This window comes from Curtobacterium sp. PvP017, assembly GCF_054060195.1.
The window spans coordinates 1-23288 of the sequence record NZ_JBSSCY010000003.1; the positions used below are offsets into that span (position 1 = coordinate 1).

A 23288-nucleotide genomic window follows, 5' to 3' on the forward strand; every position below is an offset into this window, starting at 1 on the left:
GGCGCCCGCCCCCCCCCCCCGCCCGGCGCGCGCGGCGCGGGGGGGGGCCCCCCCCCCGGGGGGGGGGGGCCCCCCCGCGGGGGGGGGCCCCCACGGCTGTGCGGGGGCGCGATCGGTCGGTTGCGCGTCGCGCTGCTGCCGACGCGATCAGTCGCGCTGCGGTTCCTCGTCGGTGATGTCGGCGACGGTCGCGCCGTACGCAGCGACGAGTGCGTCCGCGTCGACGAAGGCGCTCGCGCCGTGGCGTCCGGCGCCCAGAGCGACCCGGCGTCCGACGATGCGCTCGTCGGCGTACACCGGCAGGTCACCCGTGGCGCCGATCGGGGTGATGGTGCCGCGCTCGTAGCCGGACGCCTGGAGCGCGGTCGCCGCGTCGGGCATCGAGAGCTTGTTCACGCCGACCACGGTCCGGAGCTTCTTCCACGCAATGCTCCGACCGCCCGGCACGAGGGCGAGCAGGAAGCCGCCGTCGTGCCGCTTGACGACGAGCGTCTTGACGATGTCGCCGGGGTCGATGCCGAGCAGCTCGGCGGCCTGCTGCAGGGAGTCCGCAGCGGGGCGTTCGACGACCTCGACCGTGAGGCCGCGGGCCGCTGCGTCGGTGTCGAACCGGGTGCTGGCGTCGATCGTCATGTGGAGAACGCTACCGCCGCGCACCGACGTGGGAGGATGGAGCAGGTATGACGATCACACAAGCCCCAGCACGGCCTCTGCGCATCGGCCCGATCGAGGTCGACGTGCCGGTCGTGCTCGCGCCGATGGCGGGCATCACGAACATGGCGTACCGCCGGCTCTGCCGCGAGTACGGCGCCGGTCTGTACGTCTGCGAGATGATCACCTCGCGCGCGCTGGTCGAACGCACCCCCGTGTCGATGCAGCTCATCCAGCACCACGAGTCCGAGACCCCGCGGTCGATCCAGCTGTACGGCGTCGAGCCGAACACCGTGGCCGAGGCGGCATCGATCCTGGTGGGCGAGGACCGCGCCGACCACATCGACCTGAACTTCGGCTGCCCGGTGCCCAAGGTCACCCGCAAGGGCGGCGGGGCGGCACTGCCCTGGAAGCTCGAGCTGTTCCGCGAACTCGTCACGAAGACCGTCCGCGCGGCGGGCGACGTTCCCGTCACCGTGAAGATGCGCAAGGGCATCGACGAGGACCACCTCACCTACCTGGACGCCGCACGCATCGCGCGGGACGCCGGCGTCGCCGCCGTCTCGCTGCACGCGCGCACGGCGAACGAGCACTACTCCGGTCACGCCGACTGGTCCGCGATCGCGACGCTGAAGGAAGCCGTCACGGACATCCCGATCCTCGGCAACGGGGACATCTGGTCCGCAGCCGACGCCCTGCGCATGGTCGACGAGACGGGCGCCGACGGCGTCGTCGTCGGGCGCGGATGCCTCGGGCGTCCGTGGCTGTTCGGCGACCTGGCAGCGGCGTTCCGCGGCGAGGGGCTCCGGTACATGCCCTCGCTCGGCGAGGTCGCGGACGGCTTCCGCCGGCACGCCGAACTGCTCGTGGAGTTCTTCGGGTCCGAAGAGCACGGCTGCCGCGACATCCGCAAGCACGTGGCCTGGTACTTCAAGGGGTACCCGATCGGCAGCGACGTGCGGTCCGGACTCGCGATGGCGTCGAGCCTGCAGGAGATCGACGACCTGCTCGGGCAGCTCGACCACGACGCGCCGTACCCCGGGGCCGACGCCGAGGGGCCCCGCGGCCGCTCCGGCAACCCGAAGCGCACCGCCCTGCCCGACCGCTGGCTCGAGTCCCGCGACGTCGACAGCGAGTTCCGCAAGGTCCTCGCCGCCGCCGAGCTGCACCACAGCGGCGGATGAGCGCCACCGCCTCGTACGGTCCGGCCGACGCCGAGCGCTGGCTGCCGGAAGAGCACGGCAACCGCCGGTCGGACTTCGCTCGCGACCGCGCACGGCTGCTGCACTCGAGTGCGCTCCGACGCCTCGCCGCCAAGACCCAGGTGCTCAGCCCGACGACCGGACTCGACTTCGCCCGGAACCGCCTGACGCACTCGCTCGAGGTGGCGCAGGTCGGTCGTGAACTCGCGGACTCGCTCGGCCTCGACCCCGACGTGGTGGACACCGCGTGCCTGGCGCACGACATCGGCCACCCGCCGTTCGGTCACAACGGTGAGACCGCCGTCAACGCCTGGGCCGCCGGCATCGGCGGCTTCGAGGGCAACGCGCAGACGCTGCGGCTGCTCACCCGGCTCGAACCGAAGGTCTACGGGTTGCGGCCGGGCGCCGATGCCGGCACTGCCGGGGGCGGGGACCGTCCGTTCGGGCTGAACCTGACCCGGGCGTCGCTCGACGCCAGCTGCAAGTACCCGTGGCCGGCGGCGCAGGGCGTCTCCGAGTCGTCCTCGGGCCGGACCAAGTTCGGTTTCTACGACGACGACCACGACGCCTTCGAGTGGCTCCGCGCCGGGGCCCCGCGGCGCCAGCGGTGCATCGAGGCGCAGGTCATGGACCTGTCGGACGACATCGCCTACTCGGTGCACGACTTCGAAGACGCCGTCGTCGCCGGGTTCATCGACGTCGCGGCCCTCGGTGACCGCGTCGGCGAGAACGACATCGTCACCGCGATGCACGCGTGGGTGGGCGACGACCTGAGCCGCGAGGAACTGCTCGAGGCGTTCGACCGCCTCCGGGCCCTGCCGCTCTGGATGACCTCGTACGACGGCTCCCGCCGCGACGCGGCGCACCTGAAGAACCTGACCTCGCAGCTGATCGGACGCTTCGCGCGGACGGCGACGGCCGCGACACGCGAGTCCTACGCCTCCGGGTCCCTCGTCCGGTTCGCGGCCTCGGTCGTGACACCGCCCGAGATCATCGGGGAGATCGCGGTGCTCAAGGGCATCGTCGCGGCGTTCGTGATGACCCAGGGCGACCGGCAGCCCGTGTACGAGGACCAGCGGCGGATCCTGACGGAGCTGCTCGATGCCCTGGCGGCGTCCGGGCCGTCGGACCTCGAGCCCGGCTTCGCGGCCGACTGGCGTGCGGCGAACGACGACGACGGACGACTCCGTGCCGTGGTCGACCAGGTCGCCAGCCTGACGGACCAGGGCGCGATCGCCTGGCACAGGCGGTTGGTGGTCGGCGAGCGGGAAGCGGTCCACATCCCGGTGTGAGCGGGGCCTCGGTGGTTCGTCCTCGTCCCGGTGTGCGCGGGGGCCTCGGTGGTTCGTCCACATCTCGGGGCCGCGGTCGGCCGAGGTCGGTGCCACGAACTAGGATCAGAGGGTGGCTGGCAGGATCGCGCGGAACGACATCGACGAGGTCCGCTCGCGTGTCAACATCGCCGACGTCGTCGGCGACTACGTCACGCTGAAGAACGCGGGCGTCGGCTCGATGAAGGGGCTCTGCCCCTTCCACGACGAACGCTCCCCGTCGTTCCACGTCCGGCCCCAGGTGGGCCGGTACCACTGCTTCGGCTGCGGCGAGGACGGCGACGTCTTCAGCTTCATCATGGCGCAGGACCACACCACCTTCGCCGAGGCCGTCGAGCGCATGGCCGCGAAGATCGGCTTCACCCTGCACTACGAAGAGGGCGACGGGCCGCGCACCGACTACAACACCCGCGCCCGGTTGATCGCCGCCAACGAAGCCGCGCTCGAGTACTACACGGCGCAGCTCACCACCGCCGCGGCCGACCCCGCACGGCGGTTCCTGGGGGAGCGCGGGTTCGACCCGTCGGCGGCGCAGCACTTCGGTGTCGGCTTCGCGCCGAAGTCGTACGACATGCTCAAGGACCACCTGCGCGGTCGGGGCTTCACGCTCGAGGAACTCACCTCGGCCGGGCTCGTCAGCCAGGGTGACCGGTCGCCGTACGACCGGTTCCGCGGGCGCCTGGTGTGGCCCATCCGCGACGTCACCGGGGCGACGATCGGGTTCGGTGCCCGGCGCCTGCTCGACGACGACAAGGGCCCGAAGTACCTCAACACGCCCGAGACCCCGATCTACCACAAGAGCCAGGTGCTCTACGGGCTCGACCTGGCCCGCCGCGACATCTCGAAGCAGAAGCAGGTCGTGATCGTCGAGGGCTACACCGACGTCATGGCCTGCCACGTCGCCGGCATCACCACCGCGGTCGCCACGTGCGGCACCTCGTTCGGCGTCGACCACATCAAGGTGCTGCGCCCGATGCTCGGCGACCTGGCCGGTGCCGACCCGAACGCCAACGGCGAGGTCGTCTTCACCTTCGACCCGGACGAGGCCGGGCAGCGAGCCGCCTCTCGCGCCTTCGCCGAGGAGCAGCGGTTCGCCGCGCAGACCTTCGTCGCCGTGGCGCCCGGTGGCCTCGACCCGTGCGACCTCCGGCTCGCCCGCGGCGACGACGCCATCCGCCGCCTCATCACCAACAAGCGTCCGATGTTCGAGTTCATGATCCGCCGCACGTTGGAGGGCCACGACCTCGAGACGGTCGAGGGTCGCGTCGGTGCACTCCGCGCCGCCGCCCCCGTGCTCGCCGGCATCCGCGACCGATCGCTCACCCAGGGCTACGTCCGTGAGCTCGCCGGGTGGCTCGGCATGGACATGCCCGAGGTCCGCCGAGCGGTCGAGACCGCGCGTCGGCGCGCGGGGTCGACGGACGATCGGTCAGGAGGCCCGGGGCGCGACGGTCGCGCCGGTCACGCCACCGACGGGGCCGGTGTGGTCGAGGAGCCCGTCGCCGGGATCCGCTCGCTGCCGAACGACCCGATCAGCCGCATGGAGCGCGACGCCGTGATGGCGATGGTGCAGCAGCCGACCTCCGTCGGGGCGCCGTTGCTCGGGCTCGCCGCGTCCGCCACGTTCTCGGCACCGATGCTCGCGGTCGTGCGGGACGCCGTGGTCGCCAACGTCGACGTCATCGGGGCGCAGGACTGGCTCGACCGGTTGCTCGCCGACGTGCCGACACCGTTGCGCACCCTCACGCACGAACTGGCCCTCGCGCCGATCCCCGCGCGGAACGCCGAGGACCTCGCCGCGTACTGCCGGAGCATCGTCGTCGCCCTGGTCGAGCGGGACCTGCTCGCCCGCAAGGCCTCGCTGCTCGGACAGCTGCAGCGCGCGGACCCGCACGAGCAGGCCGAGCGTCGCGCCGAGATCCAGCGGCAGCTCGTGGACATCGACGCGCAGCGGATGCGGTTGCGCGCCGACGCCGAGGCGTCCTAGCCCCCGAGCCGCCCGGCCGCCGGCCCGAGGCTGCTCGAGCCGGCCGAGCGCCTGGGTGCCCGGGTGTCCGGGTGCCCAGGTGCCCAGTCGTGTGCGGTTCGTCCAGGTTCCAAAATCTGCACATCTGGCCGCACTCGAGTGGCCCTTCGTGGAACCTCGGCGAGCACGAGTGCCGCGGTGACGCGACCGCACAGCGTGACTGAGGCCGTGCGGCGCGACCATGTCGGCGAGGTGACGGTCGCGGTGGAGGTGTGCCGGGCCTCCCGGTCGGCGTGCCGAGGTTCCACAACACGCCGTGTGCGCTCCGCCGAGGTTCCGATCCCGGGCCGGACGAGCGTCGAGATGCCGAGATTTCGGAACCTGGAGCCAGGCCGGGCGGGGGCGCGGCGAGGCGGGATCGCAGGCAAGGCGCGCGGGCGGGCGGGACGTGACCGGTCGGCGGAGGCAAGGGGGCTGGGGCCGGGCCTCCCGGTCGGCGTGCCGAGGTTCCACAACACGCCGCGTGCGCTCCGCCGAGGTTCCGATGCCGGGCCGAACGAGCGTCGACATGCCGAGATTTCGGAACCTCGGGCGAGCCGGAGGCGGGGCTGAGGCGAGCCGGAGGCGGGCTGAGGCGAGCCGGAGGCGGGGGCTGAGGCAAGGCGGAGGCGGGCCGGGCGCGCTCGGGCGGCGCGTTGCACGGCGCAACTTTCGTGTGCGGCGCGCCGGTTCGATGCGCACGAATGATGCATCACGCGACGGGTGCTTGCATTACAGCGGTGTAAACAAATCGCTCCCGGTTCGATCTGTTCCGTGACAGGGTGATACCAATGAGCGTTCCTGGCCGGGCACACAGACGTTCCACCCGCCGGTCAGGACACTTGCACCCATCTTCAAGAGAGGCATCGAACATGGCATCCGTGTTCAAGAAGCACACAGCCACGTGGGGCAGGCGCGGCATCGCGCTCGGCGCCGGAGCAGCAGCGACGGCGCTGGTGCTGACCGGCTGCGCGAGCAGCAGCGTGAGCGACACCGAGCTGAACGGCCTGAGCATCGGGACGACGGACAAGGTCACGTCCCTCGACCCGGCCGGTTCCTACGACAACGGCTCCTTCGCCGTGCAGAACCAGGTCTTCCCGTTCCTGATGAACACGCCCGTCGGCAGCCCGGACGTCGAGCCGGACATCGCGACGAAGGCGGAGTTCACGAACCCGACCACGTACGAGGTCACCCTCAAGGACGGGCTCGAGTTCGCGAACGGCAACAAGCTCACCTCGAGCGACGTGAAGTTCTCGTTCGACCGTGAGCTGAAGATCAACAACGAGAACGGTCCGCAGTCGCTGCTGGCCAACCTCAAGAGCATCGACACCCCGGACGACACGACCGTGGTGTTCAACCTCGACCACGCCGACCAGACCTGGCCGCAGGTGCTCTCGAGCCCCGCCGGTCCGATCGTCGACGAGGACGTCTTCAGCGCGACGAAGCTCACCAGCGCCGACGACATCGTCAAGGGCAAGGCGTTCGCCGGGCAGTACCAGATCAGCTCCTACAAGGAGAACCAGCTGGTCCAGTACAAGACGAACCCGAAGTACGACGGCCTGCTCGGCAAGGCGAAGACCGACGAGGTGACGGCCAACTACTACACCAAGGAGACCGACCTCAAGCTCGCCGTGCAGCAGGGCGACGTCGACGTGGCGTACCGCTCGCTGACGCCGACCGACATCTCGGACCTGCGCAAGGACGACGACCTCAAGGTCACCGACGGCCCCGGCGGCGAGATCCGCTACGTGGTCTTCAACTTCAAGACGCAGCCGTTCGGCACCGGTCAGGACGACGCCGACGAGGCGAAGGCCCTCGCCGTGCGCCAGGCCGCCGCTGACGTGGTCGACCGCGCCGCCCTGGCGAAGGAGGTCTACAACGACACCTTCACGCCGCTGTACTCGATGGTGCCGGACGGCCTCACCGGTGCGGTCCAGCCGTTCAAGGACATGTACGGCGACGGCGACGGCGGCCCCGACGTCGACAAGGCGAAGAAGACCCTCGCCGACGCCGGTGTCTCCGGCAAGGTGCAGCTCGACATCCAGTACGCGCCCGACCACTACGGTTCGGCCTCGGACGACGAGTACGCGCTGCTGAAGACGCAGCTCGAGGACTCGGGCCTGTTCACCGTCAACATCCAGTCGACGGTCTACACGACCTACGCGCAGGAGCGCACGAAGGACGCGTACCCGGAGTACCAGCTCGGTTGGTTCCCGGACTTCTCCGACGCCGACAACTACCTGTCGCCGTTCTTCACCAAGGAGAACTTCGTCCAGAACCACTACGACGACTCGGTCATCCAGGACCTCATCGCGAAGGAGCAGGCGGAGTCCGACCCGGACAAGCGTGCCGACCTGATCGAGCAGGCCCAGGAGCGCGAGGCTTCGCAGATCTCGACGCTGCCCCTGCTGCAGGGCAAGTCCGTCGCCGTCGCCGGTAAGGACGTCAAGGGCCTGACCCTCGACGCCTCGTTCAAGTTCCGGTACGCCACCCTCAGCAAGTAGCACCACGCCCCTCGCGCAGGCCGCGGGCGTTCCCACGAGGAACGCCCGCGGCCTGCGCACCGGCATGAAAGGCACCCCTCCCCGTGACCCTGAGCACCCCAGAGGCGACCCAGGACGTGAACGGCACCGATCCGACCAAGCCACAGGCACAACGTCGTGCCAAGAGCAGTGGCGGCGGACTCGGCCGGTACATCCTCGTCAGGTTCCTCCTCATCATCCCGACCGTCTTCATCCTGGTGACGCTCGTCTTCTTCCTGATGCGCGTCATCGGGAACCCGATCACCGCGTCGGTCGGCGGTCGACTCACCCCGACGCAGCTGCAGGAACGCCTGCACGCCGCCGGGTACGACCGTCCCGTGCTCGTGCAGTACTTCGAGTACCTCGGCAACATCCTGCGCGGTGACTTCGGCAACGCGTCGACGGACAACCGGCCGATCACCGAGATCATCCTGCAGTACGGCGGCGCGACCGCCGAGCTGGTGTTCTACGCCCTCGTCGTCGCGCTCGTGCTCGGCATCCCGCTCGGCATGCTGGCCGCGTACACGCGCGACAAGTGGCCCGACGTGCTGCTCCGCGCCCTCGCGATCCTGACCTACGCCACCCCGGTGTTCTTCGGCGGCCTGCTGCTGAAGCTCGTCTTCTCGGTGTGGCTCGGCTGGCTGCCACTCGGCGACCGTGCCTCGACCAGGGTGGAGCTCATCCTGGACGGCATCCCCGGTGCGAGCGGCATCTACATCATCGACGCGCTCCGCACCGGCAACGCCGCCGTCATCGGCGACGTGCTGCAGCACGCGGTCCTGCCGGCGCTGACGCTCGGGCTGCTGACCGCCGGCATCTTCCTGCGCCTGGTGCGCGCGAACATGATCGGGTCGCTCGGCTCCGAGTACGTCGACGCGGCCCGCTCCCGCGGTGTCCGCGAGTCGCGGCTCGTCCGGACGCACGCGTTCCGCCCCGCGCTCGTGCCGATCATCACCGTGATGGGCCTGCAGATCGCGATGCTGCTGGGCGGTTCGGTCCTGACCGAGACCACCTTCGGGTGGCGCGGCCTGGGCTTCGAGCTGAACCAGTACCTGTCGGCCCGTGACTTCGTCGCCGTGCAGGGCATCGTCGCGATGCTGGCGGTGATCGTCGCGGTGACCAACTTCATCGTCGACGTCGTCGCCGCCCTGATCGACCCGAGAGTGAGGTTCTGACGATGGCCGACACCACCCTCGTCGACCGCCACGAGCCGCTCTGGAAGCGGCTGCCCGTGGTGGTCCAGCTCCGCAAGAGCACCGGCTGGCAGCGCGCCATGCTCATCGTCGGCGTGGTCATCTGCGCCCTGTACCTGCTCGTCGCGGTGTTCGCGCCGCTCCTGGCCCCGTACGGCTTCGGCCAGCTGCAGGGCGCGGACGGCGAGAGCTTCCCGCGCACCGGTGCTCCGAGCGCCGAGCACATCTGGGGTACCACCGTCGGCGGGTTCGACGTGTTCAGCCGGGTCGTCTACGGCGCCCGCACCGCGGTCCTCGTCGTGATCGTCGCGGTCGTCGTGTCGATCATCGTCGGCGTCCTGCTCGGCCTGGTCTCCGGGTACCTGGGCGGCTGGCTCGACCGGGTCCTGGTCGTGGTCGCCGACGCGATCTACGCCTTCCCCTCGCTGCTGCTCGCGATCGTCGTGTCGATCGTGATCTCCGGCGGCAACTCGAGCTACTCGGGCGGCATCATCGCGGCGGCGATCTCGATCACCGTCGTCTACGTGCCGCAGTACTTCCGGGTGGTCCGTGCGGAGGCCGTACGCCTGAAGAACGACGCGTTCGTCGAGTCGGCGCGCGTGATGGGCACGAACCCGTGGCGCATCATGATCCGGCACGTGCTGCGGAACTCGACGCGGTCCCTGCCGCTCATCCTGACGCTGAACGCCAGCGACGCGATCCTGACCCTGGCCGGCCTCGGCTTCCTCGGGTTCGGCATCGGTCCGACGTCCGGCGCCGAGTGGGGCTACGACCTGAGCCGTGCGCTGTCCGACGTCGCGAGCGGCGTCTGGTGGACCGGTGTCTACCCGGGTGTCGCGATCGTGGTGCTCGTGCTCGGTGTGACGTTCATCGGCGAGAGCCTCAACGACATCTCCGACCCCCGTCTGCGTGCGCGCCGACGGCTGAAGCAGCTGGTGTCCACGCGCGACGCGCGCACCACGGCCACCGCGGATGGAGCGGGCGCATGACGACCGACACCGAGAACGCACCCGTCGTCGTCGTCGACGACCTGACCGTCACCTTCGCCACCGACGGCGGCGCCGTCGACGCGGTCAAGGGCGTCAGCCTCGACGTCCGACCCGGCGAGGTCCTCGCCCTGGTCGGCGAGTCCGGCTCCGGCAAGTCCGTCACCGCTCGCGCGATGCTCCGGTTGATGCCGGAGACGGCGACGCTCGGCGGCGCGGTGTTGCTCGACGGCACCGACGTGGTGCGCGTGGGCGCGCAGAAGCTCCGCAGCCTGCGGGGGACCGCCGGGGCGATGGTCTTCCAGGAGCCGTCGACCGCCCTCAACCCGGTGTTCACCGTCGGGTGGCAGATCGCCGAGGGGCTCCGCGCCCACGGCGGGATGTCGAAGAAGGAGGCACGGGCGAAGGCGATCGACTACCTCGGCCGCGTCGGCATCCCCGACCCCGAGACCCGTGTCGACCACTACCCGCACCAGTTCTCCGGCGGGCAGAAGCAGCGGGTCGTCATCGCGAGTGCGCTGGCCCTCGAGCCGTCGGTGATCATCGCCGACGAGCCGACCACGGCGCTCGACGTGACGGTGCAGGCCGAGATCCTCGACCTGCTCCGCCGGTGCCGCGACGAGTTCGGCACGGCGATCGTGATCATCACCCACAACATGGGCGTGGTGGCCGACCTGGCCGACCGCGTCGCCGTGATGTACCAGGGCGAGATCGTGGAGGAGGCGTCGGCGACGGACCTCTTCGCGCGGCCGCAGGCCGACTACACGAAGCGGCTCCTCGCCGCGGTGCCCCGGCTCGAGGCGTCGACGGGCACCGCCCGCCGTGCCGCGATCACCGAGGACGTCACCCCGCTGGTCGAGGCGAAGGGGCTCGAGATCGAGTACCCGGGTCGCCTCGGTTCGCCCGCGTTCAAGGCCGTGAAGGGCGTCGACCTGGCGATCCGTCCCGGCGAGGTCCTCGGGCTGGTGGGGGAGTCCGGTTCCGGCAAGACCACGATCGGGCGCGCGATGGCCGGCCTGACGAAGGTCACCGGCGGGTCCCTGAAGGTCCTCGGCGCGGAGATGCTCGGCTACCGCGAACGGGACTTCAAGCACCTGCGGAAGGACATCGGGTTCGTGTTTCAGGACCCGGCGACCTCGTTCAACCCGCTGCTCACGATCGCCGAGTGCGTCGCCGAGCCGCTGGTCGTCCACAAGGAGGTGTCGAGCCCCCGTGCGGCCCGCCAGCGCGTCGACGAGCTCCTCGAGGCGGTCCAGCTGCCGAAGGCGTACGGCGACCGCTACCCGCACGAGCTCTCCGGCGGTCAGCGCCAGCGCGCCTCGCTCGCCCGGTCGCTCGCGCTCCGGCCGAAGCTGCTCATCGCCGACGAGCCGACGAGCGCGCTCGACGTGTCGGTGCAGGCCCGCGTGCTGGAGCTCTTCCTCGAGCTCCAGCAGGACCTGGGCTTCGCGTCGCTGTTCATCAGTCACGACCTGGCGGTCGTGGGTGCGCTGTCCGACCGGATCGCCGTGCTCTACCGAGGTGACCTGGTCGAGGTGGGCACGACGGCGCAGGTCCTCGGCGCCCCGCAGCACCCGTACACGCAGCGCCTGCTGGCGTCACTCCCGGTGCCCGACCCTGCGGAGCAGGCCGAGCGACGGCGTACGCTGGAGCAACTGGAGAACGCCGGGTCCTGACCCGACGTGACCCGCCCAGGAGGCCCGACCTGCGTCGTCGACGCACGCCGGGCCTCCTGGGCGGTCGCCTCCACAGCTGTACGCACGACGGTCCTGCCAGCGCGGTCCGTCGCGAACCGCCGCCAGGGGGCGGCGTGGAAGGGGACCCATGATCGCGGTCAACGGACCGGCGGTCGTCGCGGACGACGTGTCGATCGAGTACCGGGGCGGACGGGGGTCCGAGTCGATCCGAGCGGTCGACGGGGTCAGCCTGACCGTGCGGCAGGGCGAGATCCTCGCGCTGCTCGGCGAGTCGGGGTCCGGCAAGTCGACCTTCGCCGCCGCGATCGCAGGGCAGCTCGGGTCGCACGGCGAGGGCGACGGCGCGCTCCGTCGCCACATCGTCGGAGGCGAACTCACCGTCCTCGGCCAGAAGACCCGCGGCCTGCGCGGTTCGTCACGAAAGCTCGAGCGGTTGAGCGGACGCATCGGCTACCTGCCGCAGGACGGTGCCGACCGGCTCAGCCCGGACCTGACCGTCGGCGAGGCCATCGCCGAACCGATCTACCAGCGCGACCGCCGCTTCGACCGGAAGGAAGCGGGCCTGATCGTCGCCCGACTGGTCGACGCCGTGCACCTGCCGCTCGGCGTGATGCGCCTGAACACGTGGGAGCTGTCCAGCGGGCAGCGGCAGCGCGTCGCCCTGGCGCGGGCCCTCGTGCTGGAACCGCAGCTCCTGGTCGCCGACGAACCCGCCCGCGGTGTCGACGTGCTCGTGCGCCAGTCGGTGCTCGAGGCGCTGGCGACCCTGCAGCGCAACCGGCAGTTCTCCGCCGTCGTGGTGTCCAGCGACCTGCGCGAAGCCGGTGCCCTGGCGGACCGCGTCGCCGTGATGGCCGACGCCCGGCTGGTCGGCCTCGGCACCTTCGACGAGGTCCTCGACAACCCCGTCGACCCCTACGTGAAGACCCTGGCCGCGACCGCGGCCCGCGGCGTCAAGCGACGTCCGGCGCCCACCGCCCCGCGCCGCTCGACGGCGCCGCGCCGACCGGTCGCCGCCGGCACCGGCCCCCGCACGGACCGACAGGAGAACCCGTGAGCACCGCCGCCCGAGGCCACCGCGCCGTCGTCCCGACCTCCGGCGCACCGTTGCCGATCGACGCGCCGCAGTCCGGTCCCGTCGCCGTGCTGCCGGAACCGACCGACCTGCACGTCACCGCGGTGACCGAGGCCGGCGGGACCGTCGCGCCGCTCGACGCCCAGACCCGCGGGCTCGTCTGGCTGGACCCCCGCGACCCGTCCGGCCTCGCCGACGCGCTCGACGCCGCTCCGGGTGTCGGCTGGGTGCAGCTGCCGTTCGCCGGCGTCGACGCCTTCGCGCACCTCATCCAGGAGCACGGTGACCGCGTGCTCTTCACCTCGGCGAAGGGCGCGTACGCCGAACCCGTCGCCGAGCACGCCCTGGCCCTGACGCTCGGGACGCTGCGGGTGCTGCCGAAGCGCGCCCGCGCGTCCTCGTGGGCGACCGAGCCCGAGGGTGTGTCGCTGTACGGGCGCAACGTCCTCGTCATCGGCGCGGGCGGGATCGCGCTCGAGTACATCCGCCTGCTCGCCCCGTTCGACGTCGACGTCACCGTGGTGCGTCGCTCGGCCGACCCGGTGGACGGCGCCTCCCGCACCGTCACGACCGACCAGCTCGACGCGGTCCTGCCCGACGCCGACGTCGTGATGATCGCGGCCGCCATGACCTCGGGCACCGCGAAGCTGTTCGGTGCGCGGCAGTTCGCGATCATGAAGCCGTCTGCCCGGCTCGTGAACATCGCCCGCGGGGGACTCGTCGACACCGACGCCCTGGTCGACGCCCTGCGCACCGGTGCGATCGCCGGCGCGGGGCTCGACGTCACCGACCCCGAGCCGCTGCCAGACGGCCACCCGCTGTGGTCGGAGCCCGGCGCGGTCATCACGCCGCACCAGGCGGACACCCCGGAGATGGTCGCGCCGCTGCTCGCCGAGCGGGTGCGGCTCAACACCACGGCGTTCCTCGCCGGCAGTGGCGAGGGGTTCGTCGGCGTCGTCGACCCGGTCGCCGGGTACTGAGGAACAGTGCTGCACCGGGGTCCGCGTCGCGGCGCGCCCGGGCGGCGTGTCCGATGCGGTGAGTGTCCCCACGGTGCTGCTATGCTGTTACCCGTTGTTCGCACGACATTCGCCAGCGGACAGTGATCCTCGATAGCTCAATTGGCAGAGCAGCCGGCTGTTAACCGGCAGGTTGTTGGTTCGAGTCCAACTCGGGGAGCGTCTGGCCCGGATCCTCACGGATCCGGGCCGTTTGCGTTTCGGGGGCGGTGCCCACGGCCGCCCGTCGTGCGGGCGCGCCGGTCAGGACGCGGGGCTGTCCGGCTCGATGCGGAGCGTGCCGTCACGGTTGTTGTCGTCGATCGTGCCGGTCTTGGTCACGTAGACGTCGAGGTAGTCGAGCCGGAAGTGGTCGAGCTGGTCGGCGTACTCGGACAGGAACTCCGTGACCTGGTGCGGCATGGCGCGGCGGTCGTCGTGCCCGACGACGATCGCGTCGAAGGGTCCGTACTGCGGCTTCTGCGTGCCACGCTCGGGCAGGTAGATCCGCCAGGTGTTCGCGCTGAACCGGGCGAACAGCACGCCCTCTGAGTCCTTGCCGCGCACCTGGAGCGCATCGGAGAGCAGCGCGATGCCGCTCGGACGGGACTGCGCCACCGCGACGCCGAGCCGTGCCGCCGGCACGAGCAACGACGCCACGAGCACCGTGGCCACGATGCGACCGACGGGCGGGCGCACCGCGGCCAGCCGGGCGTACCCGATCGCCGCGAGCGCGATGACGAGCGGCATCCACGCGTCGTAGTAGTAGGGGAGCGAGACGTTCGCGACGATGACGTAGAAGACGAGGAAGACGCCGAGCGCGATGCCGAGGTACGCGACGAGCCGGTCCGGTCGGATCGCGAACGCGCAGACGACGCCGACGAGCAGCACCGAGAGCAGCAACCAGCCGGTCCCCGCCGCCAGGAACGCGAAGTTCGCCCACCACGGGGCCGCGGGGTAGATCGTGCCGAGGATCGTCGTCGGGTGTCCGTGCGCGTTCTGCTGCGCCTGGAACTTCAGCATGTGCCCGATGGCGGTGAACAGCCCCACCGGCAGGTACAGGAGCACGAAGACGACCACGAACGCGACGCCACCGAACAGTGCACCGACGCCCAGGTCGCGCCAACGCCGGAACAGCAGCGGCAACGCGCCGATCGCGAGCACGAGCACCGCGGTCGAGACCTTCGACGTCACCGACATCGCGAGCAGCGCACCCGCGGCCGCGATCCACCAGCGGTTGCCGGTGCGCATCCAGGTCCAGGCGGCTGCGAGCGAGGCGACCGCGAAGAAGACCATCAGGGGCTCCAGCATCGCGAAGCGGTCGATCCGCGCGCCGATGACCGAGCCGGCCTCGGCCCAGCTGGCGCCGGACCCGCGCGGCGTCAGCCACCACGCGCCCGCGGCGAGGAGTCCTGTCCAGAACCCGACCTCGCGCCGCAACCAGACGAGCAGGACCACGCCGGTGCCGAGCATCGCGGCCGCGGCGACCAGGCGGGGCCCGAGCGGTCCCTGCCCGACGACGAGCTGCGCGATGCCGTACAGGTACTTCGCCGTCGGCGGGTGCTCGAGGTTGAGCGAGAAGTTGCCGTGCACGTACGCCCAGCTCGCCCGCAGGTACACGAACTCGTCGTTGACGATGGTCGGGCGGCCGAGGTGCCAGACGGCGACGAACAGGGCAGCCACGGCGACGACCACGAGGGCGGCGACGCGGACGGGGCGGGAGTGCAGGCGGGGGATGAGGACCTCCAGGGCGGGGCGTGCCCGACCATCATCGCAGGAGCGGCCGTGCGGCTCCTGCCGGGCAGTTGCTGTTAGCGTTCACAGGTGCACCGATCCCGTCCGACCCGCGCCGCGCTCCTCGGCGTGCTGCTCGCGGTCGTGGTCGCGCCGGTGCTGGTCGGGTGCAGTGGTGCCGGACCGGACACCGATTCGTCCGAGGAGCCCACGAGTTCGGAGACCGGGCTCGGGTCGGGTGCCTCGCCGGTCGTGTTCGCGTTCGTGTGCGACGACGGCGACCCCGAGACCTACACGACGTACTCCGCGGTGTGGGAGGACGAACGGACCTCGTGCACCGCGAAGCGGCTCACGGGCTCGGTGCCGTCGGCGCAGCAGCAGGCTGCGGTCGACGCGGCCCGCGGTGACGCGACGCTCGTCGAGCTCGCGAGCACCTGCGCCGTGACCGGCACGGACCCGTGGACGTCGGCCGTGGCCGACGACGGCGCCGCGCACGTCGCGGCCGGGCTCCTGCAGTACTGCCCGGGGCACCCGGAGACCGACCACCTGCGCGACGCACTGTCGACGTACCGGAGCTGAGCCGGGCCTCCTGGCCGTCAGCCCTCGGGGTGGTCGCGACCCGGCAGCCACGACTGGCCGGGGCCGCCCCAGCTGTTCTTGCGGATCGCCTTCGCGACCTGCTTGCCGTAGGGGTGCACCAGGCGGTCGGCGTAGAGCCAGCCGTCCAGGTGGTCGTACTCGTGCTGGAAGACGCGCGCGAGCCAACCGTCGGCCCGGACCTCGAAGGGTTCGCCGTGCTCGTCGAACGCGCGGAGCAACGCGCTGCCGGAGCGTCGCAGCGGGAAGCGCTCGCCCGGCACGGACAGGCAGCCCTCGGACTCGTCGTCCTCGTCGAGCTCGTCGACCGACTCGGGGACCGGCGGGCTGATCCACAGGACGGGGTTCACGGCGGCACCACGGTGCAGGACCTCGTCGTCGTCGGTGTACGAGTACACGAACAGGCGCTTGCCGACGCCGACCTGGGGTCCGGCCAGCCCGACGCCCGGGGCGAGGTCCATGGTCTCGAACATGTCGGCGACGAGCGAACGGAGGTCGTCATCGAACTCGGTGACCTCGGCTGCACGCTCGTGCAGGACGGGTTCGCCGGTGATGCGGATCGGGAGAACGGCCATTCACCCAGGTTATCCGGCGCGGAACGGTAGCCTCGACGCGTGACGACGGACCTCCAGCTGCCGGACGCAGTGAGCAACCTCACGCCGTTCCAGGCGCTCATGATCCCGGTCGCGCTCATCGGTGCGGTGTTCCTGTCCCTCGGTGCGCAGTTCCAGAGTCGCGGCGTGCAGCGGGTCGAGGCACGGCTCGGGCGGCAGTCGAAGGGGCTGAGCGTCCGGCACGTGGTCGGCCTGCTCTCCAGCGGCTCCTGGGTGCTCGGCACGCTGATGCTCGGCATCGCGGTCGTCCTGCAGCTGGTGAGCATCACGTTCGCGCCCCTGATCGTGGTGCAGCCCCTCGGTGCCGTCGCGCTCGTGATCACCACGTGGTTCTCGTCCCGGTCGTCGGGCGTGCCGCTGGGGCGTCGCGCGCGGCGTGCGGTGTGGACGTGCATCATCGGTGTCGCGATCTTCGTCGGCATCGCGGCCTTCGTCGGGCACGAGAGCGCCATCACCCGCCAGCAGCTCGTCACCGTCCTGGTGATCCTGGCCGTGGTGCTCGTCCTGGTGCTCGTGTCGTTCCGGCTCGTGGCCAAGCACAAGAGCGCGCTCTACTACATCGTCGGCGCCGGCGTCCTGTACGGCTTCGTGGCGACGTTGGCGAAGGTCGTGCTGAACCGCTTCGTGAACGGCACGTTCGACTGGTTGACGGTCCTGGCGATCATCGGGGTGGTCGTCGCGGCGTCGCTCGGCGGGTACTTCGTGCAGAACGCGTACTCGAGCGGCTCGGCCGACCTGGTGATCGCGGGGTTGACGGTCATCGACCCGATCGTCGCGGTCGGGATCGGCGTCATCGTCCTCGACGAGGCGTCCGGGGCGCCGTGGGGTGCGGTCGCCGGGTTCGTGGTCGCGGCCGGCATCGCCATCACCGGGGTGTTCCTGCTCGCCAAGCACCACCCGCAGACCCGCGCCTGACCGCGGTCGCATCGCGGCGCGGCGGCGACGACCCGGTCACCCCGGGGTACCACGGGGTCCTCCGCGCGGCTGACGCGGCAGCGGAACCAGGTGCGGTACCGTCGCAGTCCGACCAGCAATCGCCCACGAGAGGACGACGCCCGCCGTGTCAGGAGACGTCACCACCGCCACCGCCGAACCGACGGGTGCGACGGGCGGACACCGACCCTTGCGCGTCCTGATCGCCGCGGACACCTTCCCGCCGGACGTCAACGGCGCCGCCACCTTCGCCGAGCAGCTCGCCGTCGGCCTGGCCGAGCGCGGGCACGAGGTCCACGTCGTCGCCCCGGCGTCGAGCCGCCAGTACGGCACCTTCGACGAGGAGCACCAGGGCGTGACCCTCGTCGTGCACCGCCTGAAGTCGTACAAGTGGCCGCTGCACGCCTGGCTGCGCTTCGTGTGGCCGTGGAGCGTCAAGAAGTGGACCGGCCCGATCCTCGACGCCGTCAAGCCGGACGTCCTGCACATCCAGTCGCACGTCGTCATCGGTCGCGGCATCGTCCCCGAGGCGAACGCGCGCGGCATCCGGGTCGTCGCGACGAACCACTTCATGCCCGAGAACCTGCTCGAGTACACGCCGTTCGGCAAGTGGACGCTGCCGATCGCGCTGAAGATCGCGTGGAGCGACGCCGCGAAGACCTACCGGCTCGCGGACACCATCACGACGCCGACCAACCTGGCCGCCGACTACCTGCGGAAGGCGATCGCCGGGCAGCGGGTGCTCGCCATCTCGTGCGGCATCGACGCGTCCCGCTACGTCGCGCGCGAGGGCCGCCCGGCGAACAACGACATCGTGTTCGTCGGCCGGGTCGCGCCGGAGAAGAACCTCGACGTCCTGGTCCGCGCCGTGGCCCTGCTGCCCGGTTCGCTGGCGGCGACCCTGACGATCGTCGGCGACGGCGAGATGATCCCGAAGCTGACCGCCCTGGCGAAGGAGCTCGGGCTCGAGGACCGCGTCCGCTTCCTCGGGTTCGTCTCGGACGAGGCCAAGCGCACCGCCCTGACGAACGGCACCGTGTTCGCGATGCCCTCGACCGCCGAGCTCCAGAGCATCTCCTCGCTCGAGGCGATGGCGTCCGGACTGCCGGTCGTCGCCGCGGACTCGATGGCGTTGCCCCACCTGATCGACGGCAACGGGTACCTGTTCGTCCCGGGCGACGAGCACGACCTCGCCGCCAAGCTCGAGGCCGTGCTCACGGCCCCCGAAGCGGAGTACACGGCGATGCGGCAGCGCAGTACGGCCATGATCGAGGCACACGACATCAACCGCACGCTCTCGACGTTCGAGGCGCTGTATCGTGGGGAACCGGTGGCCTGAGGGTCGTCGAGGGGCGGTAGCCAAGCTGGTCAAGGCAGTCGGCTCATAACCGAACGATTCGCGGGTTCAAGTCCCGCCCGCCCTACGTGCACCTGCCGAGAAAGCGCGACACACCGCAGCAAGAGGACCACAGCCCGACGCCCAACGTGACGTTCGAGGTGACCCGTGGTGGCACCGGCGTGCGCGTCAACGCCTTCCGCATCGGGTTCATGGGTGCCATCGGTGTGCTCGTCGCCCTGCTCGCCGGCACCATCATCGGCGAGCTCAGCACCGTCCTCGTCTACATCGGCGTCGCGTTGTTCCTCGCGCTGGGCATCGACCCGCTCGTGTCGTTCCTCGAGCGGATCATCCCGCGGTGGGCGGCGATCACGATCGTCGTGGTGGGCGTCCTCGGGGTGTTCGCCGCCGTCGTGTTCGCGGTCGTCCCGATCCTGGTCGAGCAGGCGACGAACCTGATCCAGAACTTCCCCGAGGTCGTCGACGACATCTCGAAGCAGCAGTGGGTGCAGGACCTGTCGAAGCAGTTCGCCGGGTCGTTCGACATCGACCACGCCCTCGAGTCCGTGCAGTCGTTCGTCGAGAACCCGGGCAACCTGCTGAGCGTCGGCGGCGGGATCCTGGCGGTCGGCAGCGGCATCCTGTCCGGGCTCACCGGCGTCCTCATCGTCCTCATCCTGATGCTCTACTTCCTCGCGTCGATGCGGGGGATGAAGCGTGCGGCGTACCGGTTCGTGCCGGCGTCGCGCCGCGAGAACTTCATCGACGTCAGCGAGCAGATCACCCAGGCGGTCGGTCGGTACGTCGTCGGACAGGTGTCGCAGGCGCTCATCAACGGCATCCTGAGCCTGGTGTTCCTGCTCATCATCGGTGCACCGCTGCCGGTGCTGCTGGCGTCGTTCGCGTTCCTCGGGTCACTCATCCCGCTCGTCGGCACCCTCGGCGCCGCGGTCGTGATCTCGCTGCTCTGCCTGTTCGCGTCGCCCGCGACCGCCCTCGCCGCGGCGATCTACTACCTCGTCTACATGCAGGTCGAGGCCTACCTGATCTCGCCGCGCATCATGTCGCGTGCCGTGCAGGTGCCCGGTGCCCTCGTGGTCATCGCCGCGGTGGCCGGCGGCACGATCGGCGGCGTGCTCGGCGCCCTGGTCGCCCTGCCCGTCGCCGCGTCGGTCATCATCATCGTGCAGAAGGTCATCTACCCGCGCCAGGAGCTGGCGTGACCGACGCCGCCTTCGCCGCCCACGTCGCCGAACGCGATCGCTGGGCACGCGGCCCGCGGGGTCCGCTCGCGCTCGTGAACGCCCAGCGCGTCGACCACCCGCAGCCGGTGTGGCCGGTGCCGGGCACCTGGGCGCCGACGGCCGGCGGCCTCACCGTGACGGCTGCCGCTGCCGACGGCGTCGTCGTGGACGACGTGCCGGTCGACGGCACCGTCCTCGTCGCCGGTGACACCGCCGTGGTGCCGTCCGTCGTCGTGTTCCCAGACGGCTTCGCGGGCACCGTGTCCGGTTCGACGCTGCGCATCTGGGACCCGGCGGCGGAGCCGATCCAGCGGTTCGCGCGGATCGCCCGGTTCGACCGGTCCGACGACTGGGTGCGGTCCGGCACGTACGTCCCGCTGGGGGATGGTCCCGGTGACGACCGGGAGGCCCGTGGCGGCGTCCTCGACGCCGCCGGCGACGCCCTGCCGGTCGCCGGGCACATCGAGACGGCCGTCGGCAGCACCACGGTCCGGTTCGTCGCGGTCCGGTCGGCGGCCTTCCGGGGTGCGCCCCGGCTGCAGCTCATCGTGCAGGACGCCACGAGCGCCCTGCCCGAGGACGACCCCGGCAGCACGTACTCGATGGGCCGGTTCCTGTACCTCGACGACCCGGGCGCCGCGGGCACGGTCGCGCTCGACTGGAACCAGCTGGTGCTGCCGCCGTGCGCGTTCTCGTACCAGTTCGCCTGCCCGATCCCGCCCGAGGAGAACCGCGTCCCCGTGCCGATCACGGCGGGGGAGCGGCACCCCGTCGACGCCGCGGGAACCGTCCTGCACTGAACCGGATCGCACCCGGCGAGGTCCTTGCCGTTCCCAGCCGGAACGCTGCATAATGGGCGTGTCCTGTCGGGACATCACAATCGCATACCGAATGGTTCCGTGGCTCGCAGCCGCTCGGATCCTCCGCACCAGGTCGATGGGGAAGTCGCACCTGACGTATCGGAGGAACCGTGAACGGAACGACGACAGGAGTGCTCTACGTGCACTCCTCACCCCGCGCGCTCTGCCCGCACGTCGAATGGGCAGCAGGTCGCGCGATGAACCGCGCCGTGAACTTCTCGTGGCTCGACCAGCCGGCACAGGACGGAGCACGCCGGACCGAGTTCACGTGGACCGGTGCGGTGGGTGCCGGTGCCGCGATCGCCTCCGCGCTGCGCGGCTGGGAGCACCTGCGCTACGAGGTCACCGAGGAACCGACCACCGAGTCCGACGGTGGCCGCTGGATGCACACCCCCGACCTCGGGGTGTTCTACGCGCAGACCGACGTCACGGGCAACATGGTCATCCCCGAGGACCGCGTCCGCTACGCCATGGAGGTCGCGGGCAGCAACGCGCTCGAACTCCACCGCGAGCTCCGACTCGCCCTGGGCCAGGCGTGGGACGACGAGCTCGAGCCCTTCCGCCACGCGGCCGAGGGCAACCCCGTCGTCTGGCTGCACCGCGTCGGCTGACGGACACACGGCCCAGCGGGCCGGGCCCTGGACAGCGCCACCGGACGACGGAAGCCCGCCCCGACGACGCGGGACGGGCCTCCTGGCAGGGTGCGACGGATCAGACGCTGCGGAACGCGACCACGGCGTTGTGGCCGCCGAAGCCGAACGAGTTGCTCACCGCGAGCAGGTCGCCGTCGGGCAGCGCACGCGGCTCGCGCGCGACGTCCATGACGATCTCCGGGTCCTGGTCGTGCAGGTTGATCGTGGGCGGTGCGACGCGGTTGTGCAGGGCGAGGACCGTGAACGCGGCCTCGATCGCACCGGCACCGCCGAGCAGGTGACCCGTCGACGCCTTGGTCGCCGACACGACGATGTCGTCGAGGTGGTCGCCGAAGACGCGACGCATCGCGTGGTACTCGGCGACGTCGCCGACCGGCGTCGAGGTGGCGTGCGCGTTGACGTGCACCACGTCCTCGCGGCTGGCGCCGGCGTGGTCGAGCGCCTGCAGGACCGCGCGGGCGGCAGCGCTGCCCTCGGGGTCCGGTGCCGTGATGTGGAACGCGTCCGAGGTGATGCCGGCTCCGGCGACCTCGGCGTAGATCGTCGCCCCGCGGGCCTCGGCGTGCTCCTTCGACTCGAGGATGAGCGCCGCTGCGCCGTCACCGAGCACGAAACCGTCACGCGTGACGTCGTACGGACGCGACGCGGTCTCGGGGGAGTCGTTGCGGCGGGAGAGGGCCTGCATCGCCGCGAACGCCGCCAGCGGTAGCGGGTGCAGGGCGGCCTCGGCGCCACCGGTGATCACGATGTCGGCGTCCCCGTCGGCGACGTGGCGGTAGGCCTCGGCCAGCGACTCGGTCGACGAGGCGCAGGCCGACAGGTAGGTGCGGGCACCGCCACGGGCGCCGAACTCCATCTCGATGGCGGCGGCCGGGCCGTTCGCCATGAGCATCGGGACCGTCATCGGCAGGACCCGACGCGGGCCCTTCTCGCGCAGGGTGTCCCAGGCGTCGAGCAGGGTGTTCACGCCGCCGATGCCGGTCGCCCAGTCGACGATGAGCCGCTCGGGGACGACGGACTCGGCGTCGATGCCTGCGTCAGCCCACGCTTCACGCGCCGCGACGAGCGACAGCTGCGAGGACGGGTCCAGGCGCTTCGACTCGGGGCGGGTGAGCTGGTCGGTGAGGAACCGGCGCGCCTGGCCGGCGAACTCCACGGGGAGCTCGAGCTCGGCGTAGCGCGGGTCCTCGATGCGGGTGATGCCGGACTTGCCGGCGAGCAGCGCGTCCCACGTTTCCGGGGCAGTCGCGGCGAGGGGTGAGATCGCACCGATCCCGGTGACGACGACGGTCTTCTTGGTCATGGAACGACGGTTCTTTCGTTGGGGAACAAGATGAGCGCCGCGGCCGACGGTGACCGCTGGCCGCGGCGCTCAGGAAGCTCGTGTCAGGCCTGGGCCTTGACGATGTAGTCGACCGCGTTGCCCACGGTCTTGAGGTTCTTGACCTCTTCGTCCGGGATCTTCACGTCGAACTTCTCCTCGGCGTTGACCACGATGGTCATCATCGAGATGGAGTCGATGTCGAGGTCGTCCGTGAAGGACTTGTCGGCGGCGACGGTGTCGGTGGCGATACCGGTCTCGTCGTTGATCAGCTCGGCCAGGCCGGCGAGGACTTCTTCGTTGGACAGGGCCATGAGTTTCTCCTTGAGGGGGTGT

Annotated in this window: 20 protein-coding genes and 2 tRNA genes; 17 read left to right on the top strand and 5 right to left on the bottom strand. The window is 71.0% G+C overall.

Annotated features, from left to right (window positions below; all coding sequences use genetic code 11):
* Positions 1 to 147: 147 nt before the first annotated feature.
* Positions 148 to 633, bottom strand: a complete 486-nt coding sequence (locus ACVKXF_RS07520; protein ID WP_340195734.1) for an aminoacyl-tRNA deacylase — start codon at positions 631 to 633, stop codon at positions 148 to 150.
* A 47-nt stretch (positions 634 to 680) separates the two neighbouring features.
* Here ACVKXF_RS07520 and dusB point away from each other — a divergent pair, with 47 nt between their 5' ends.
* The 10 genes from dusB to ACVKXF_RS07570 all read left to right on the top strand — a co-directional run bounded on the left by dusB (position 681) and on the right by ACVKXF_RS07570 (position 13841).
* The gene (dusB, locus tag ACVKXF_RS07525; protein WP_123312883.1) at positions 681 to 1835 is read left to right on the top strand and encodes a tRNA dihydrouridine synthase DusB; all 1155 of its coding nucleotides are present in this window, start codon (positions 681 to 683) and stop codon (positions 1833 to 1835) included.
* Entirely contained in the window at positions 1832 to 3145 is a 1314-nt protein-coding gene (locus tag ACVKXF_RS07530) for a deoxyguanosinetriphosphate triphosphohydrolase (protein WP_456795343.1), read from the top strand. Before dusB ends, ACVKXF_RS07530 begins: the two co-directional genes overlap by 4 nt.
* A 112-nt stretch (positions 3146 to 3257) precedes the next feature.
* On the top strand, positions 3258 to 5171 hold the full coding sequence (gene dnaG / locus ACVKXF_RS07535) for a DNA primase (protein WP_456795344.1): 1914 nt from the start codon (positions 3258 to 3260) through the stop codon (positions 5169 to 5171).
* Positions 5172 to 6061: 890 nt separating this feature from the next.
* Positions 6062 to 7693 carry an ABC transporter substrate-binding protein gene (locus tag ACVKXF_RS07540; protein WP_123312880.1) on the top strand — a complete coding sequence of 544 codons (1632 nt, stop codon included), beginning with the start codon at positions 6062 to 6064 and terminating at the stop codon, positions 7691 to 7693.
* A 116-nt stretch (positions 7694 to 7809) separates the two neighbouring features.
* Positions 7810 to 8886 carry an ABC transporter permease gene (locus tag ACVKXF_RS07545; RefSeq protein ID WP_123313142.1) on the top strand — a complete coding sequence of 359 codons (1077 nt, stop codon included), beginning with the start codon at positions 7810 to 7812 and terminating at the stop codon, positions 8884 to 8886.
* A gap of 2 nt (positions 8887 to 8888) precedes the next feature.
* Complete coding sequence (locus ACVKXF_RS07550) at positions 8889 to 9893, top strand: ABC transporter permease (protein ID WP_456795345.1); 1005 nt, start codon at positions 8889 to 8891, stop codon at positions 9891 to 9893.
* Positions 9890 to 11566: an ABC transporter ATP-binding protein gene (locus ACVKXF_RS07555; protein ID WP_340195737.1), complete on the top strand. Its 1677-nt coding sequence runs from the start codon at positions 9890 to 9892 to the stop codon at positions 11564 to 11566. The genes ACVKXF_RS07550 and ACVKXF_RS07555 overlap by 4 nt, the downstream gene beginning before the upstream one ends.
* Positions 11567 to 11714: 148 nt before the next feature.
* Entirely contained in the window at positions 11715 to 12644 is a 930-nt protein-coding gene (locus ACVKXF_RS07560) for an ATP-binding cassette domain-containing protein (protein ID WP_123292572.1), read from the top strand.
* Positions 12641 to 13642, top strand: coding sequence for a D-isomer specific 2-hydroxyacid dehydrogenase family protein (locus ACVKXF_RS07565; RefSeq protein WP_456795346.1), 1002 nt, complete (start codon positions 12641 to 12643; stop codon positions 13640 to 13642). The genes ACVKXF_RS07560 and ACVKXF_RS07565 overlap by 4 nt, the downstream gene beginning before the upstream one ends.
* Before the next feature lie 126 nt (positions 13643 to 13768).
* Positions 13769 to 13841 (top strand) — tRNA-Asn (locus ACVKXF_RS07570).
* 83 nt (positions 13842 to 13924) lie between these two features.
* Here the strand turns inward: ACVKXF_RS07570 and ACVKXF_RS07575 are convergent.
* On the bottom strand, positions 13925 to 15343 hold the full coding sequence (locus ACVKXF_RS07575; protein ID WP_456795347.1) for an ArnT family glycosyltransferase: 1419 nt from the start codon (positions 15341 to 15343) through the stop codon (positions 13925 to 13927).
* A 141-nt stretch (positions 15344 to 15484) separates the two neighbouring features.
* On the opposite strand from ACVKXF_RS07575, the gene ACVKXF_RS07580 reads away from it, so the two are divergent.
* A complete protein-coding gene (locus tag ACVKXF_RS07580) occupies positions 15485 to 15973 on the top strand; it encodes a hypothetical protein (RefSeq protein ID WP_456795348.1) in 489 nt (162 codons plus the stop codon).
* A 17-nt stretch (positions 15974 to 15990) separates the two neighbouring features.
* Here ACVKXF_RS07580 and def read toward each other — a convergent pair whose 3' ends face one another.
* On the bottom strand, positions 15991 to 16566 hold the full coding sequence (gene def / locus ACVKXF_RS07585) for a peptide deformylase (protein ID WP_123312874.1): 576 nt from the start codon (positions 16564 to 16566) through the stop codon (positions 15991 to 15993).
* 39 nt (positions 16567 to 16605) lie between these two features.
* Here def and ACVKXF_RS07590 point away from each other — a divergent pair, with 39 nt between their 5' ends.
* From ACVKXF_RS07590 to ACVKXF_RS07615, 6 genes are all read left to right on the top strand, one after another.
* Positions 16606 to 17520, top strand: coding sequence for a DMT family transporter (locus ACVKXF_RS07590; protein WP_456795349.1), 915 nt, complete (start codon positions 16606 to 16608; stop codon positions 17518 to 17520).
* Between the two features lie 145 nt (positions 17521 to 17665).
* Positions 17666 to 18877: a glycosyltransferase gene (locus ACVKXF_RS07595; RefSeq protein WP_340195744.1), complete on the top strand. Its 1212-nt coding sequence runs from the start codon at positions 17666 to 17668 to the stop codon at positions 18875 to 18877.
* A gap of 10 nt (positions 18878 to 18887) precedes the next feature.
* A tRNA-Ile gene (locus ACVKXF_RS07600) sits at positions 18888 to 18962 on the top strand.
* Between the two features lie 61 nt (positions 18963 to 19023).
* Entirely contained in the window at positions 19024 to 20097 is a 1074-nt protein-coding gene (locus ACVKXF_RS07605) for an AI-2E family transporter (RefSeq protein ID WP_311316883.1), read from the top strand.
* Positions 20094 to 20918, top strand: coding sequence for a DUF1684 domain-containing protein (locus ACVKXF_RS07610; RefSeq protein ID WP_456795350.1), 825 nt, complete (start codon positions 20094 to 20096; stop codon positions 20916 to 20918). Before ACVKXF_RS07605 ends, ACVKXF_RS07610 begins: the two co-directional genes overlap by 4 nt.
* A gap of 191 nt (positions 20919 to 21109) precedes the next feature.
* Positions 21110 to 21589: a DUF3145 domain-containing protein gene (locus tag ACVKXF_RS07615; protein WP_111085700.1), complete on the top strand. Its 480-nt coding sequence runs from the start codon at positions 21110 to 21112 to the stop codon at positions 21587 to 21589.
* A 100-nt stretch (positions 21590 to 21689) separates the two neighbouring features.
* Here ACVKXF_RS07615 and ACVKXF_RS07620 read toward each other — a convergent pair whose 3' ends face one another.
* Positions 21690 to 22934, bottom strand: a complete 1245-nt coding sequence (locus ACVKXF_RS07620; RefSeq protein WP_123312870.1) for a beta-ketoacyl-[acyl-carrier-protein] synthase family protein — start codon at positions 22932 to 22934, stop codon at positions 21690 to 21692.
* A gap of 83 nt (positions 22935 to 23017) precedes the next feature.
* Complete coding sequence (locus ACVKXF_RS07625; protein ID WP_017886710.1) at positions 23018 to 23266, bottom strand: acyl carrier protein; 249 nt, start codon at positions 23264 to 23266, stop codon at positions 23018 to 23020.
* Positions 23267 to 23288 lie beyond the last annotated feature (22 nt).